The organism is Lacunimicrobium album, from assembly GCF_052161635.1.
Lineage (GTDB): Bacteria > Planctomycetota > Planctomycetia > Planctomycetales > Planctomycetaceae > SXPC01.
Genome location: NZ_CP197413.1, coordinates 2,330,857 through 2,345,513, shown reverse-complemented (window position 1 = coordinate 2,345,513; position 14,657 = coordinate 2,330,857). Strand labels below are relative to the sequence as shown.

The following is a 14,657-nucleotide window of genomic DNA, read 5'->3' as shown; positions in this document are numbered from 1 at the left end:
TCTCGGGTGCCACTGGCTATGCCAGTGTCTTCAATCCGCGTGAAACCAGAGAAAAGCAGCGGAGTCTTTTTCAGGACAGAATGTCGATCCCCGTTCGGCACTGGCACAGCCAGTGGCACCCGAGGCGGGAATGCGAATGACGCAGTCAATTCAATTGGTCGCACATGGCTGGATCGGCGTAGCCGACAACACACGTCACCATACGCGAACAAACCAACTCACCACGTTGAACCCGTTTGATCCGATTCTAAGTTTTCGCTCCTCCTGAAGTCTCTCTCAAATGCATCCCCGCTGGAATCAATGGCGAATCCTCACCCTGCTCACGGGGCTGTTGATTCTCAAAGTCAACGCCAGCGTCGTTCTGAACTACCGCAACTACGTCCCGCCCAACTTCCAGACCGACTTCCTTCTCGGCCGCGAAGCCTATTTCTTCGGCAGCTACCAGTGGTCCTTCTGGGTCCACCTCTTCGCCGGCCCGGTGTCACTCGTCCTGGGCCTGCTGCTGATCAATGAAAAGTTTCTCAAGCATTACCGCCCCTGGCACCGCTTCCTCGGACGCCTCCAGGCCATCAACGTCCTGGCGTTACTTGTCCCCAGCGGGTTCTGGATGTCCTTCTACGCCGCCTCAGGAACCCAAGCAGCATTCAGCTTCGCGATCCTCTCGTTATGGACAGGCACAACGATCGCGATGGGCTGGCGAGCCGCCGTCCAAAGACGCATCGCCGAACACCGCCGCTGGATGCTACGAAACTTCACCCTGCTCTGCTCGGCTGTCATCCTGCGAATCTGCTTCGGAGCCGCAACGGTGCTCGAATACGACCCCATCTGGCTGGACCCGACGGTGACATGGGGATGCTGGATCGTACCGCTGGTGATTCTGGAACTGTCGTTTCGTAGGGTCCGCTGTGCGGACCGTCAATCAACCATCAACCCTGCCTACCCCGCCGAGTGCTGATCGATTCTCATAGCTTAAAAATTCCTCCGACGACACCACACATTAACGGACCGCACAGCGGACCCTACTGGCGATTCTGGAAGTTGCTTTTCGCAGGAGAAAACAACCGCCATCAAAATTCGCCGACATCCTCATTCCCACCAACCGTCATCAGAGCCCGACGCTTCTCTGAGGGAAGAGTCACCGTCACTGTTCGCACGGCTCCATCCCCTAAAAGAATCTGCACGACGCCTCTATGCGATATCTCCGACTCCGGCTGGAACGACTGGTACATCTCCTCGTCCGCATCATTCGGACTCATCCATTCCACCATATTTTGTTCCGGGACGTCAACGACCAAAATGGTCTCGCCCAATCCATCCGTGAAGTCCTGCTGCGTGCGGGACTTCGCGTGAGGGAATGCCAGATCATCGCCGACAAACGCCAGGTAGTTCGTGTGATTGGGAGCACCGCTGCCGCCACTCGACGGGCAGTGATAAACCGGAAGACTCGTCTGTCGAACAACCTCATTGACAGGATCGTCCCAGGGCTTGGTCAGGTCGATCGCCTTATACAGTGCCGCTTGTTCCATGTACGGCAGTATCAACGTCCGCCAGCTGTGCAGCTTATTTCCTTCTGCATCGACCGTGTAAGCCGGTGGAAACATGCCATACTCGTCATGGTAATTGTGCAGCGCGATCCCGATCTGCTTCAGATTGTTCTTGCACGTTGTTCGCCTCGCCGCTTCACGACCATTTCTTCGCTCCGGCAAAAAGATCGCCACCAGCACTAGCCCAATCAGCAGCGATGTTCCACCCCAGACAAGTGATTTCAACATGGAACGTCTCCTGAAGAGGTAGAACGAAATCCGAGTCAGATAGTTTCGTATAGTTCAATTTACGCCACGAGCCTCCCCTCCGTTGGGCTCCGCTGCCACTTTTTTTACTCGACCACCTAACCTCCCCGTTTCACCCGCGTCCATCCTCGGTTCAAACCTCATGAGGGTGGCAGCTCGGACGGCTGGTGCGCTCGGGCTGGTCCAGCCGTCCATGGCTGCCACTCGGGTGCCACTGGCTATGCCAGTGTCTTCAATCCGCGTGAAACCAGAGAAAAGCAGTGGAGTCTTTTTCAGGACAGAATGTCGATTCCCGTTCGGCACTGGCATAGCCAGTGGCACCCGAGGGGAGGCGATGGCGAATGGCGTAGTAATGTTGAGTGAAGCCGCATGGCGCTGGCGTCTTGTTCGCGTTGCTCACCCAGCCATGAACGGCTGGGCCACCCCGGACTTTGGTCACGACGACCTCTCACGTGCCCACCCAACCTCCCCGTTTTATCTCCGTCCGTCCGCGTTCATCTGCGGATCAATCTTCTCCCCTCACATCACCGTTCGCTTCCGTTACGCCAAAAATTCACCTATCATAGCTCCTTTGCCTCCACATTGGCTGCGCGGAAACTCCGTGTTCTCTGTGACCATTGTGGCAATCTCTTCTGTCTTCAAGGGTTACATCGTGTCCGTTACTGCAGTCATCGGCCTCCAATGGGGCGACGAAGCCAAAGGGAAAATCGTCGACCTTCTCACCGACCAGCACCAGATCGTTGTCCGCTACCAGGGTGGCAACAACGCCGGACACACCGTCAAATTTGAAGGCAAGACCTACAAGCTCTCCCTGCTGCCGACCGGGATTCTCCGCCCCGGCGTGACCTCGGTCATCGCGACCGGCGTTGTCATCAACCCGCAGGCCCTGCTCAAGGAAATGGACGGCGTCCGCGCTCAAGGCGTCGAGATCGGCAAGCAGCTGCTCATCTCCGACCGGGCTCACGTCATCATGCCGTATCACATGGCAGAAGAAGCCGTCCTCGAGAAACATCAGAAGGGGGACGCGATCGGCACGACCATGCGCGGCATCGGCACCTGCTACCGCGAAAAAGCCGGCCGGTCTCACGCGATCCGCATGGGGGATCTCCTCCGTCCTGCGACCTTCAAGAAGCGTCTCACGGAGATCCTCGAGTTCAAAAACCAGATGCTCTCGGCTCTCGATCCCGACTTCGTCCCGTTCAAGCTCGACGAAATCTACAACAACTACATGAGCTACACTGACCAGCTCAGAAACAACATCATCGACACGACCAGCTACCTGCACAACGCCGTCGGCGAAGGCAAGTCGCTGCTGTTCGAAGGGGCCCAGGGCTCGCTGCTCGACCTCGACCACGGCACCTTCCCCTACGTCACCAGCTCCAACAGCTCGGGAGCCGGGATCCACAACGGCTCGGGCCTGCCAGAACGCCTCATCACCCGCATGATCGGCGTCGTCAAAGCCTACACGACCCGCGTCGGCGGCGGCCCCTGCCCCACCGAACTGCTCGATGAAACCGGCGAGCACATCCGCAAAGAAGGCAACGAATTCGGTACCGTCACCGGCCGCCCACGACGCTGCGGCTGGTTCGACGCCGTCGCAACCCGCTACGGAGCCATGGTCTCCGGCGTCGACTGCATCGCGTTGATGCTCCTCGACGTCCTGAGCAAACTCCCGGAAGTCAAAATCTGCGAAGCCTACGAAATCAACGGCCAGCGCACCCAGAACTTCCCCAGCCACGTCGAAGACCTCGCCGCCGCAAAACCAATCTACCGCACCGTCCAGGGCTGGCAAACCGACATCACGGGCGTCACCAAACTCAAAGACCTCCCCGCCGGAGCGAGAGCCTACGTCGACACCGTCGCCGAGATCATGCAGAAACCAGTGCACATCGTCAGCGTGGGGCCAGATAGGGCACAGACGATTTTGGATTGACGATATCAATAATTAAACGAGGCTCGGGCCATGCCTACACTATCGATGGTCGAATCGCAGGCGGTTGCTGAACTCGCAGAGTCGTTGTACGATTTTCTGCCTGCAACTTTCTCGACCATAACTTGGCCCGATGTCGCCCAACGCTGTGGCGTGCGTGAATGCTGGCCTGACGGCAGTAGCAAGAAACAGTCGATTCCGATCTTTCTCCGCAGTGTGCTGGAAAATCGTCGCGGATCCTTTTGTGACATGATTGTAGCCGTCGTTCAAGAAGGCATTAACTACAAATCCCGTAAAGGCAACTCGGTGACAAGAGATGAGATCGAGAGGATCAACCGAAGTCTTTTGAAAGTGCAGTTCAAGATTCCCCAATTGAACGATCGTCAGTTCCTCGATGGATTGCCACTTGCTGCAAAAGAGCCCGTATCGTCGCCACAAAAGCCAACGGTTGCAACGCCAGCCGAAGTCGAAAAACTGAGACTACGATTCATCTCATTGTTTTCCGAGTCCGACACGCAGAAACGTGGCCTGGCGTTCGAACCGTTTCTTAACGACTTCTTCACAGTTCACGGCTTAGATCCACGAGGATCATTTAGAATTCTTGGGGAGCAAATCGACGGATCATTCGAATGGCAAGGTGACACGTTTCTTGTAGAAGCACGTTGGCGAAAAAGTCCAGCCAATACTGCCGATCTGCTGGTGCTACGAGGCAAGGCGGAAAAAAGCGATTGGACGCGAGGACTGTTTATTTCCATGAATGGCTTTAGTGACCTCGCAACTACTACGCTTCAGATCGGAAGGAAAGCTAATCTAATTGCTATGAGTGGACATGACCTAATTCTTATCCTTGAACATCAATGGACTTTGCAAGACGCTTTACGTGCAAAGCTGCGTCACACCGGCGAGACCGCTGAGGCATACAAACCACTTATTGAACTTGCAAAGTAAGTTCATGTCACGCATTCTTCTCACCCCTTTCAACCCACCCATCCGTCCCAACCAAGTGCCGGGGTCAGGACGGATGCATTGGTCCGGGTGGCCCAGCCGTTCATGGCTGGGTGAGCGCAGCTCACAAGAAGCCAGCGCCATGCGGCCTCACTCAACGTTACTACGTCATTCGCTATCCCCCCTCGGGTGCCACTGGCTGTGCCAGTGCCGAACGGTGCTCGACATTCTGTTCTGAAAAAGACTTTGTTGCTTTTCTCTGGTTTCACGCGGATTGAAGACACTGGCAAAGCCAGTGGCACCCGAGTGTCAGGTGATTCCATTTCCAACTGACGCTGTGAGTGTACCTGGATGCGTATGGTGACGCATCTTGTCGGCTGCGCCGATCCAGCCATGAACGGCTGGACCACCCGTCGCACACCACCCGTCCCCAGGCACCCGTCCCGGCCCCCACTCTCACCCGGGACGGATGGGGCTCCCGAAGTGCCTCATGCAATTTTCTGCATGACCAACTCGCGTCCCTGCGGTAGAATGTTCATTGGAACATATCAACGCCAACACACATCTCCCAGAGGCCAGGACATGCCCACTCACTCCCTCACGCGTCGCAACGGTTCGACCATCGAGAACATCGTTACGGTTCTGATCGGCCTGGCGATCCTCTTCTTTCTGGTCCTGATGTTTATGCCATCGGTCGGCCAGTCGCGCGGATCAGCTCGACGGTCATCATGTAAGAATAATCTGAAAGCGATCATGATGGCTGTTCACAACTATCACGATACTTACGGCGCGATGCCCCCGGCGTTCACGATCGACGCGGATGGTAAGAAACTCCACAGCTGGCGTGTCCTCCTTCTCCCCTTTCTCGAACAGAAGGATCTCTACGACAAGATCGACCTCACCAAGCCATGGGACGCCCCCGTCAACGACTTTGCCCGCCAGCAGTCTCTCTCGGTCTACCGCTGCCCTGCCAACCCTGCTCCCTCCAACCACACCAGCTACCTGGCGATCGTCGGCGACAATTATGCCTTCTCCCTCGATGGCGTTCCTCGCAAGTTCAGCGACATTCGAGACGGTCTTAGCAACACCGTCATTATGATGGAAGTCAACGACAAGCAGACCGTCGAGTGGATGAGCCCCGTCGATACGGATGACACACTGTTCCTCTCCTTCGGCCCGAAGACTCCCAAATCACATCGAGGAATCATCTGGACCAGCTTAGGTGACGGAAGCATTCGTGCGCTTTCAGAAGACCTTCCCTTACCGACCCGTCAGGCTCTCCTGACGATCAACGGCGGCGAGGTCGTGAAAGACTTTTAGTCGCCTCGCGTAGAACGACAACTCCACCAACACCAGCGGCAACAACCAGCTTCCCCACGTCAGCACCGGGTCCAGCCAGTCAGGATCGAATCGAAACACAGACGCCGCCCCAATCGAGGCTCTCAGCATTACGGCTGAAAACAACAGCGCCACATTTCGCAGCATCCAGCGTCGATGCTCCGCGTAGCGACGTTGCACCGCAGACCGCCACCCCATCGCGATCGTTCCCCCTGTCAACACCGATAGCACGAGGAAACTGACCACCGCCTGCCGTCCAGCGACCGCATAAAACGCGATCGCAAATCCGCTCGGCACCATCAACGCCAGCTGATTCACCACCTGCACCTGTCCCAGCCAGCGATGCCATCGCGCAAACCGGTTACGAAACCAGTCATTCAACAGCACAACACCCAACACCAGCGCAGCCGGCCCGGACACAATATGCGTCCAGAACGCCCACCGATACCACCCCCAGAAGTAGTCCTCACGCCCCGCCAGATACTGCGACCGAAAGTCCGGCGGAAAGTAATCCGGATACCGCAACAACACATCAAAGCTGATCTTCAGGGCCAGCATCCCGACCACCAGCATCAGGATCCACCACGGCTTCCTCAAGATATGTTTCTTCAGGCCCATCTTCTTTCCAGATCAAATGCAACTCTGTTTGCTCTCTCAGATGAATTGTGAAAAAATGATCATATGAGATCTGTTTTTGCCTTGCTACGAAATACGACTGAGCAAGAGGTTCGAGACTACCTCGACAGTCTGTATGAATTCTCCCTCGGGGAATGGTACCTGTCCGATGGAAAATCTACTTTGCTTCACATCGGGTTCTATAACGATGCGGCTGTCGAAATTGAACAAGAGAAACTCGCGGACATTTTCAAACGCTTTGGTAGAGAACCGGCTGTTTGGGTGGGTGTCGACATCTCCTCACGAGTTGAGATCGAAAATGAAGTGACGACATTCTTAAAGGGAATACTCACTCGCTTCGACGGTTCGGCACTGGACGACTGGTCGAATCACCTATGGACATTGGAGGTGATTCTCGCGGGCCAGCGCGTGGAAGGGCGGCGGTTTGGGTGGGCTGATTGATCGAAATGTGCGCAAGGCTTCAACAGATCGCCGCCTACCCCTTCACCGCCGCCTCAATCCTCGCGATATCGATCTTCCCCATCGTCATCATCGCTTCAAACGCCCGCTGAGCAACCGCGGGATCTTTCGACGTCACCGCCTGCGATAAGACGATCGGCGTGATCTGCCAGTTGATGCCCCATTTGTCTTTGCACCAGCCACACGCACTCTCGACCCCGCCGTTATTGACGATCGTATTCCAGTAACGATCCGTCTCTTCCTGGGTCGTTGTCGCGACCTGGAACGAGAACGCTTCCGTATGCGGAAATGCAGGCCCGCCGTTGAGCCCCAGGCAGGGAATCCCCAGCACCGTGAACTCGACCGTCAACACCTGCCCCTTCTCACCCGACGGAAAATCCCCCGGTGCCAGGTGAACCGCCTTCACCTCAGAGTCCGGGAACGTCTGAGCATAGAACTTCGCCGCTTCCTCAGCGTCCGTGTTGTACCAGATGCAGATCGTATTCTTGGCAGGCGTTGACATGAGGGATGCTCCATTCAGAGTTGGGAACCAGTTATCATCTCATCATGTCAATTGTCTTCGATCACCACGATGAAAATCAACGGTCGCGACATCCCATGGCCACCCGTCAACCGTGACTGGGGTTGGACACCTCAGAAGTCCCCAACCCTCAATTCTGAGCAGGCTCCTCTTCCATTTCCTCATCCGCCATCTCATCCTCACCGGCCGCTCCCTCACCAGCCCCTGCTCCACCCGCTGCCATTTGATTGTTCTCTTCGTCGTCACTCGGATCGTAATACTCGATCGACCCTGCCAACTGCTGCAGAACCGGACGATAGATATCCCGCTCGTTCTCGCTGCACTCGATCCACACAATCGCCGGATCGATCCCGCCCAGGGTCGTCAGGTGAATGCCATGAACTGTTCCCAACATCCCTTTGTAAGTGAAATCCGCGAACGCGACCGGATACATCTTGCCGGGGACCGTCTGCTCGGCTGTCTCCTGAAACTCCGAGTATTCATCGCCAACGTTAATCTTGTAACGGTGGTGGGCATCGCGAACGAGCGCAGCCGGATCGTCTTCCAGCAGGGAAGCCATGCCCCCTCCCTCGGCCTTGTCCATCAGCGAGCGGTTGTGTTTCAGTCTGACCGTATCGCCGCGATCCGTCTTCAGCATCGCCCATGGCCAGCGTCCATTCTCGATGCCGCTATCGGTCATCTTCCAGTTGTCGGGCATCTGCCACTTCATGACAATCAGCGTCTTCTCTTTGGCAGGCCGGGCCGTCTCGAACGTCGCCAGCTTCACTTCCTTCGTCTCACTCGACCCGTTGAGCACTCCACTCGAAGTCACTGCATAAATCCCGCCCACCAGCACCAGCAATGCCACGACCGACCCGCCCACAATCGCCACCACTGTCATCGAATCATTCGACGAAGACGACTTCTTCTTCGCAGGCTTCCCGTCAATTCCGACCTTCTTCCTCTTCACCGACGCCCCAGCCACTGGCGGTTTGGAACCCGATGCAGACGCTTTCCGTGGCAACCCCGGACGAGAAGACGAACGATCCGAACGTGGCGTCGACATACACGAGCCCTTCCTGTGCAGGAAATGTGAAGACGTGGAAAACGGTGTCGATGACTATACCGTATCGCATCAGTAATACTAGATATATCTGGTTGCCACAACCACAATGCCAGATGCCCAGACCGGTCATGAATGCATCCAGAGTCTGTATCGCAACTGCTTTTGTGCGCTTTTCCACAGTTCCCCTGCGCAGGAAATCAATTCGTTCCCCCTGAGAATGAAATCCGATCAGCTTCACTACACAGCCAGATTTCAAACAACTATGATCGATGCGTCCTCTTCGTTTAACCGCTGAAAGCACGATCGATCATGAAGATTCACGAATATCAGGGCAAGATCCTCTTCCACAAATCCGGCGTCGCAGCCCCTCAAGGGATCGTCGCTAAGACCCCCGATGAAGCAGCTGCTGCGTTCGAAAAGCTCGGCGGCCCTGTCGCTGTCGTCAAATCGCAGATCCACGCAGGTGGCCGCGGCAAAGGACGCTTTATTGAGCAGCCAGATCAACCGGGGGTCAAGGTCGTCAAGTCGGCCACGGAAGCCAAAGAACATGCTGCCCGCATGCTCGGCAACACGCTGGTCACCGTTCAGACCGGTCCAGAAGGCAAGCAAGTCAATACGCTGTACATCGAAGCTGGCGTTGAAATTGAACGCGAACTTTACCTCGGCGTCGTGGTCGACCGCGAATTCATGTCTCCTGTCCTGATCGTCTCTTCCGAAGGTGGAACGGAGATTGAAGAAGTCGCCGAACACAGCCCGGAAAAAATCATCAACGAGCCTTTCGACCCCGCTTACGGTCTCTTCCCGTTCCAGGCCCGCAAACTGGCATTCGCGCTGGGACTTGAAGGCCCAGCCATCCGCTCGGCCGAGAAGTTCCTCCCAAAAATCTGCAAGCTGTTCGTCGATTACGACTGCAGCATGGTTGAAATCAACCCGCTGATCGTCACTAAGTCGGGCGAACTGATGGCTCTCGATGCCAAGATCACCTTCGACGACAACGCCATGTTCCGTCACAAAGACCTCGAAGAATTCCGCGACCTGACCGAAGAAGAGCCAACCGAAGTCCGAGCCGGTAAAACAGGCCTCTCGTACGTCAAGCTCGAAGGCAACATCGGCTGCCTGGTCAACGGAGCCGGTCTGGCCATGTCGACCATGGACATCATCAAGCTGCACAAAGGCCAGCCTGCCAACTTCCTCGACGTCGGCGGCGGAGCCAATAAAGAACAGGTCACCGAAGCCTTCCGTATCATTCTGGAAGACAAAAACGTCAAAGCAGTTCTCGTCAACATCTTTGGCGGGATCATGCAGTGCACCACCATCGCGACGGCGATCCTGGCTGCCTACGACGAAGTCGGTTTCCACGTTCCTCTGGTCGTCCGACTGGAAGGCAACCAGGTCGAGCCAGCTCGCAAAATGCTGGAAGAATCAGGCAAAAACATCATCACGGCTTCAGATCTGACCGACGCAGCGAAGAAAGTCGTCGCAACCCTGAATGCGTAATCAAGTTCTCGGCGGTGATCCTTCTCCCCCGGGGAGAAGGTGGCCGAGTCTTCGAGGTCGGATGAGGGAACTCTTCATAGTCAAAGAAATCTGTCTTCAGTGTTTTGACATTACGTAGACAACATCGGTGAGGCTTCCTCACCCTACCCATAGAAAAGCGATACGATGGCCATTCTCGTCGACGAAAATACTCGCATCATTACCCAGGGGATTACCGGCAACGCCGGTGCTCTCCACACCCGCCAGTCCAAAGCCTACGCCGCCGAATGTCAACCCGGTGTTGACGTTTTCGTCGGTGGGGTGACTCCTGGCAAAGGCGGTCAGGACTTCGAAGGCCTGCCGATTTTCAACTCGGTCGCAGAAGCGGTCGAACAAACCGGTGCCAACACCTCGATGATCTTCGTCCCGCCTCCATTCGCAGGCGATGCGATCCTCGAAGCCGCTGACGCTGGCATCGAACTGATCATCGCGATCACCGAAGGCATCCCGGTTCTGGATATGGCCCGCGTCTGGGACCGCCTCCAGTACTACCCAAACAGCCGCCTCATCGGCCCAAACTGCCCGGGTGTCATCACTCCCGGCATTGCAAAAATCGGCATCATGCCCGGCTACATTCACCAGCCAGGCAAAGTCGGCATCGTCAGTAAGTCGGGGACCCTGACTTACGAAGCGGTTTGGCAGACCAGCAACCTGAAACTCGGACAATCGAGCGCTGTCGGTATCGGCGGCGACCCGATCATCGGCACCAACTTCATCGACGTCCTCGAACTGTTCGAAGAAGACGAGCAGACCGAAGTCATTCTCCTCATCGGCGAAATCGGCGGAAACGCAGAAATCCAGGCTGCTGAGTTCATCCAGGAATTCGTCACCAAGCCCGTCGCCGCCTTCATCGCAGGCCAAACCGCCCCTCCAGGCAAACGCATGGGCCACGCCGGTGCCATCATCTCCGGTGGTAAAGGAACAGCCGAAGAAAAAATTGCCGCCCTGCAAGCCGCCGGCGTCGTCGTCGCCGACAGCCCCGCCACCATGGGACAAGCCGTCGTCGAAGCCCTCAAGAAGAAAAAGAAGTAGTCGCTTCATCTGACCCTTCTCCCCCGGGGAGAAGGTGGCCGAGTCTTCGAGGTCGGATGAGGGAGTCTGTAAAGCTTACATAACAACCAAACCTAAAAAGGGCGTCGAGACAATTCAGTCTCGACGCCCTTTTCGTTTCCTGACTTGCTTCTTTGTGAAACTTCGTGCCCTTGGTGCCTTCGTGGTAAATCTCTGCCAATCAAACACCAGCGCGCAATAAAAAACCCCCGGATTGGCATTGGGGCAGTTCTTGTTCGCGGCAAGAACTGGCGGGATCCCGTAGCCAAACCCAAGGGGTTTTTTCAATCAAAGTTGCAAATCAAGTGAGTATGCCTCTTTAGACCCGAGGCAGGGTTGGGTGTGTGGTACTAGGCGACGCCACTTTTAGCCACACGACCGCTGAACACAGACGGACGTTGTGGGTCCACGTTCTTCGATTTGCCAGAAAGCTCGCCATCAACGGCTGAATCTTCAAGATTATGTTCGCCAGTCAGGATTTCGCCGCGGATGATACGGACGTCGCCAGGAGCGTCGATGCCGATTTTCACGCTGCCTTTACCCGTTTGGATAATCTTAACAACAATGTTATCGCCGATTTGGATCATTTGTGATTGTTTACGTGTCAGAACCAGCATCTTTTTGCTCCTGAGTTTGTATCGTCCGTGGTATCCGTATGCCGATCATCCGGCACCCGTGTTCCATCTTGTGTTAGGTGAGGCTTCCAGTTGCCTCGGATGGAAAGGAATCATTGCAGACGCCGTGCCAAACTTTTTGTAACGAATCGCTCAAGAATTTGATTCGTTGATGTATCTGCTTGTTGTGTATTGTTTTAATTGGCCTCTGGCAGCTGGGGAATCATCTCGGAAAATTTCTGCCAGATCTCCCACTGGTGCATTTTGAGACGGTTTTTCTCGACATTACAATTCCGTTTACAATTTGAAAATTGGGCTTAAGTTCTTAACGGGTTGTGTCGTACGATCTACCACTTTGATAGTTAGCATGGCAATTTATCCGTATAGGCGTGGTGGATTGGCGGTCGCCTTGGTTGATTTTCGCACTCACAGCTGTTGATGGTTGCACGACTTCCGACCACACAAAGTCAGTTGAAAACATTTGGAGAATGATTACACTCTCCCTTTCTGATATTACCCGGAAGGTGACGACCCATGAGTACGCTAAAGAAAAACACACGAGAAAGCCGAGCTCGCAAGTTTGAGCTCTATGGCGAAAATAAGCCCACCTTCGGCAATGCTGTCGAAATGCGTGGTAAGGCCAAATATCTGGGCGGTAACGGTCGTAAAACGACTGGTATTACTCGTCGCCAGTTCAAGGTGAACCTGCAGAAGATCCGCGTCGTCGAAGACGGCCAGGTCGTTCGTCGCTGGGTTCCCGTTTCCCTGATCCGCTCCGGCAAGATCACCAAGCCCGTCAAGCGTGCCCCATTCTCGCTCCCTAAAGAGTAATGCCGCACCCGCTTCGGCGAACTGTTCAATAACCTTCGGAGTCTTTATGATCCCGAAGGTTTTTTTACGCGCCTTTCTGGCTCTAGACTTATTATGAGAACCCAAGACAGGGAGTTCACGCTCCCCGCTCGCCTGGGAGAATCACCGTGAGTGAACTAACAACTGCACAGGTCCAGCATGTCGCTCTACTGGCTCGCCTCGAAGTCGGGGAGGAGGAACTCGCTGCCCTGCGCGATTCCATGGGCAATATCCTGACCTATATCGAACGCCTCAGCGAAGTCGATACTGATGGGGTCGAGCCGATGGTCCATGCCATCGAACTCTCGAACGTTTTCCGTGAGGATCACGTCAAGCCATCCCTGTCCCGCGAAGCTGCCCTCTCGAATGCCCCTTCGACCGACGGCCGTTACTTCCTCGTTCCCGCGATTCTGGACGGAGATCAATAAGCAGTCATGACGAAGCTGACTCCCTGTCAAAGACCAGTTCGGACCCTGTTGGAGCAACTTCAGGTAGGCGATCTCTCGTCGACACGCCTGACCGAAGAGTGTTTGCATGAAATCAAATGGCAAAACGGCTCCCTGAACGCCTTCCTCGCCCTGCAGGAAGAAACAGCGATCCGTCAGGCCGAAGCCATCGACCAGCGTCGCGCCCGCGGCGAATCCCTCGGCCTCCTCGCCGGCCTGCCGATCGCGATCAAAGACAATATCTGTCAGCTGGACACCAAAACAACCTGCTCCAGCAAGATGCTCGAGAACTTCGTTTCTCCTTATGACGCCCACGTCATCGAGAAACTCCAGCAAGCCGACGCCATCATCATCGGCAAAACGAACCTCGACGAATTCGCCATGGGGTCCTCAACCGAGAACTCCTACTTCGGCATGTCGCGTAACCCCTGGAGCCCGGAATTCGTCCCCGGCGGTTCCAGCGGCGGCTCTGCTTCTGCGGTCGCAGCGAACATGGCTCCACTTGCCTTAGGCAGTGATACGGGTGGTTCCATCCGACAACCCGCTGCTTTCTGTGGACTCGTCGGCCTCAAGCCCACTTATGGTCGCGTGTCACGTTACGGCCTCGTCGCGTTCGCCAGTTCGCTCGACCAGATCGGCCCTTTCTCCTGCGACGTCTACGGCTCCGCGATCCTGATGGACGCCATCAGCGGCCACGACGAGCGCGATTCCACCAGCCTCCCCTACCCTGCTCTCGAACTGACCAAAGACCTCGATCAGCCCATCTCCGGCCTGAAAATCGGCGTCATCGAAGAACTGATGGAAAAATCAGTCGACGGCGACGTCGTCGCTGGTGTCCGTCATGCCATCGACGTCTACCGTCAGCAGGGAGCCGAGATCATCCCGATCAAGCTCCCTCACGCGGAGTACGCTGTCGCGACCTATTACATCATCGCTCCCTGCGAAGCCTCCAGTAATCTCTCCCGTTACGATGGCATTCACTATGGCTACCGCGCCAAGGAATTCTCCTCGCTGACCGAGATGTATTCCCGCTCGCGCGGCGAAGGCTTCGGTACCGAAGTCAAACGACGCATCATGCTAGGCACCTACGCTCTCTCCAGTGGCTACTATGACGCCTACTACAACAAGGCCCTCAAAGTCCGACGCCTGATTCGTCAGGACTACGACGAAGTCTTCAAGAATGTCGATGTCGTCCTCGGCCCCGTCACGCCGTCCGCTGCCTTCAAAAAAGGGGAGCACTCCAAAGACCCGCTGACGATGTACCTCTCCGACCTCTTCACCATCAGCGCTAACCTGACCGGCCTTCCCGCGATCAGCGTTCCTTGCGGTCTCAACGACAAAGGCCTGCCTCTGGGCTTCCAGCTGACCGGCAAAGCCCTTGAAGAATCCACCCTCCTCCGCATCGCCCGCATGTTCGAAGCGCAAGGCGACTGGAAGACAAATCGGTTCTAGACCTTCGTCGCTGTCGCTGCAGCATGACGAAAGCGGCGTCTTCGGAA

The 14,657-nt window shown here is 55.9% G+C and carries 16 protein-coding genes; 10 read left to right on the top strand and 6 right to left on the bottom strand.

All coding sequences use genetic code 11. The features are described from left to right. Positions 1 to 280: 280 nt before the first annotated feature. On the top strand, positions 281 to 955 hold the full coding sequence (locus SH248x_RS09285) for a DUF2306 domain-containing protein (protein ID WP_459558255.1): 675 nt from the start codon (positions 281 to 283) through the stop codon (positions 953 to 955). Positions 956 to 1,067: 112 nt separating this feature from the next. Here the strand turns inward: SH248x_RS09285 and SH248x_RS09280 are convergent, their stop codons facing one another. Beyond that, positions 1,068 to 1,772 (bottom strand): DUF1559 domain-containing protein, encoded by a 705-nt coding sequence (locus SH248x_RS09280; RefSeq protein WP_459558254.1) that lies wholly within the window; start codon positions 1,770 to 1,772, stop codon positions 1,068 to 1,070. Positions 1,773 to 2,022: 250 nt separating this feature from the next. Further along, positions 2,023 to 2,229: a hypothetical protein gene (locus SH248x_RS09275; protein ID WP_459558253.1), complete on the bottom strand. Its 207-nt coding sequence runs from the start codon at positions 2,227 to 2,229 to the stop codon at positions 2,023 to 2,025. A 213-nt stretch (positions 2,230 to 2,442) separates the two neighbouring features. On the opposite strand from SH248x_RS09275, the gene SH248x_RS09270 reads away from it, so the two are divergent. From SH248x_RS09270 to SH248x_RS09260, 3 genes are all read left to right on the top strand, one after another. Then, positions 2,443 to 3,723: an adenylosuccinate synthase gene (locus tag SH248x_RS09270; RefSeq protein ID WP_459558252.1), complete on the top strand. Its 1,281-nt coding sequence runs from the start codon at positions 2,443 to 2,445 to the stop codon at positions 3,721 to 3,723. Positions 3,724 to 3,753: 30 nt separating this feature from the next. After that, positions 3,754 to 4,668 (top strand): restriction endonuclease, encoded by a 915-nt coding sequence (locus tag SH248x_RS09265; protein WP_459558251.1) that lies wholly within the window; start codon positions 3,754 to 3,756, stop codon positions 4,666 to 4,668. Between the two features lie 579 nt (positions 4,669 to 5,247). Next, positions 5,248 to 5,985, top strand: a complete 738-nt coding sequence (locus SH248x_RS09260) for a DUF1559 family PulG-like putative transporter (RefSeq protein ID WP_459558250.1) — start codon at positions 5,248 to 5,250, stop codon at positions 5,983 to 5,985. Here SH248x_RS09260 and SH248x_RS09255 read toward each other — a convergent pair. Further along, the gene (locus SH248x_RS09255) at positions 5,926 to 6,621 is read right to left on the bottom strand and encodes a DUF2306 domain-containing protein (protein WP_459558249.1); all 696 of its coding nucleotides are present in this window, start codon (positions 6,619 to 6,621) and stop codon (positions 5,926 to 5,928) included. The two genes, SH248x_RS09260 and SH248x_RS09255, sit on opposite strands and share 60 nt — an antisense overlap. Before the next feature lie 63 nt (positions 6,622 to 6,684). On the opposite strand from SH248x_RS09255, the gene SH248x_RS09250 reads away from it, so the two are divergent. Beyond that, positions 6,685 to 7,080: a hypothetical protein gene (locus SH248x_RS09250; RefSeq protein ID WP_459558248.1), complete on the top strand. Its 396-nt coding sequence runs from the start codon at positions 6,685 to 6,687 to the stop codon at positions 7,078 to 7,080. Between the two features lie 34 nt (positions 7,081 to 7,114). Here SH248x_RS09250 and SH248x_RS09245 read toward each other — a convergent pair whose 3' ends face one another. After that, positions 7,115 to 7,600, bottom strand: a complete 486-nt coding sequence (locus tag SH248x_RS09245; protein ID WP_459558247.1) for a VOC family protein — start codon at positions 7,598 to 7,600, stop codon at positions 7,115 to 7,117. Between the two features lie 148 nt (positions 7,601 to 7,748). Next, positions 7,749 to 8,663, bottom strand: a complete 915-nt coding sequence (locus SH248x_RS09240) for a hypothetical protein (protein ID WP_459558246.1) — start codon at positions 8,661 to 8,663, stop codon at positions 7,749 to 7,751. Between the two features lie 309 nt (positions 8,664 to 8,972). Here SH248x_RS09240 and sucC point away from each other — a divergent pair, with 309 nt between their 5' ends. After that, complete coding sequence (sucC, locus tag SH248x_RS09235) at positions 8,973 to 10,160, top strand: succinate--CoA ligase subunit beta (RefSeq protein ID WP_459558245.1); 1,188 nt, start codon at positions 8,973 to 8,975, stop codon at positions 10,158 to 10,160. A gap of 165 nt (positions 10,161 to 10,325) precedes the next feature. Continuing rightward, positions 10,326 to 11,231, top strand: coding sequence for a succinate--CoA ligase subunit alpha (sucD, locus tag SH248x_RS09230; RefSeq protein WP_459558244.1), 906 nt, complete (start codon positions 10,326 to 10,328; stop codon positions 11,229 to 11,231). A gap of 368 nt (positions 11,232 to 11,599) precedes the next feature. On the opposite strand, the gene SH248x_RS09225 is transcribed toward sucD, so the two are convergent. Continuing rightward, the gene (locus SH248x_RS09225) at positions 11,600 to 11,866 is read right to left on the bottom strand and encodes a carbon storage regulator (protein WP_459558243.1); all 267 of its coding nucleotides are present in this window, start codon (positions 11,864 to 11,866) and stop codon (positions 11,600 to 11,602) included. Between the two features lie 531 nt (positions 11,867 to 12,397). Here SH248x_RS09225 and SH248x_RS09220 point away from each other — a divergent pair. The 3 genes from SH248x_RS09220 (at position 12,398) to gatA (ending at position 14,610) form a co-directional block, all read left to right on the top strand. Next, on the top strand, positions 12,398 to 12,694 hold the full coding sequence (locus tag SH248x_RS09220) for a L28 family ribosomal protein (protein WP_459558242.1): 297 nt from the start codon (positions 12,398 to 12,400) through the stop codon (positions 12,692 to 12,694). A 146-nt stretch (positions 12,695 to 12,840) separates the two neighbouring features. Continuing rightward, positions 12,841 to 13,140 carry an Asp-tRNA(Asn)/Glu-tRNA(Gln) amidotransferase subunit GatC gene (gene gatC / locus SH248x_RS09215; RefSeq protein ID WP_459558241.1) on the top strand — a complete coding sequence of 100 codons (300 nt, stop codon included), beginning with the start codon at positions 12,841 to 12,843 and terminating at the stop codon, positions 13,138 to 13,140. Positions 13,141 to 13,146: 6 nt separating this feature from the next. Next, positions 13,147 to 14,610, top strand: coding sequence for an Asp-tRNA(Asn)/Glu-tRNA(Gln) amidotransferase subunit GatA (gatA, locus tag SH248x_RS09210; RefSeq protein ID WP_459558240.1), 1,464 nt, complete (start codon positions 13,147 to 13,149; stop codon positions 14,608 to 14,610). The last annotated feature ends 47 nt before the right edge of the window (positions 14,611 to 14,657 follow it).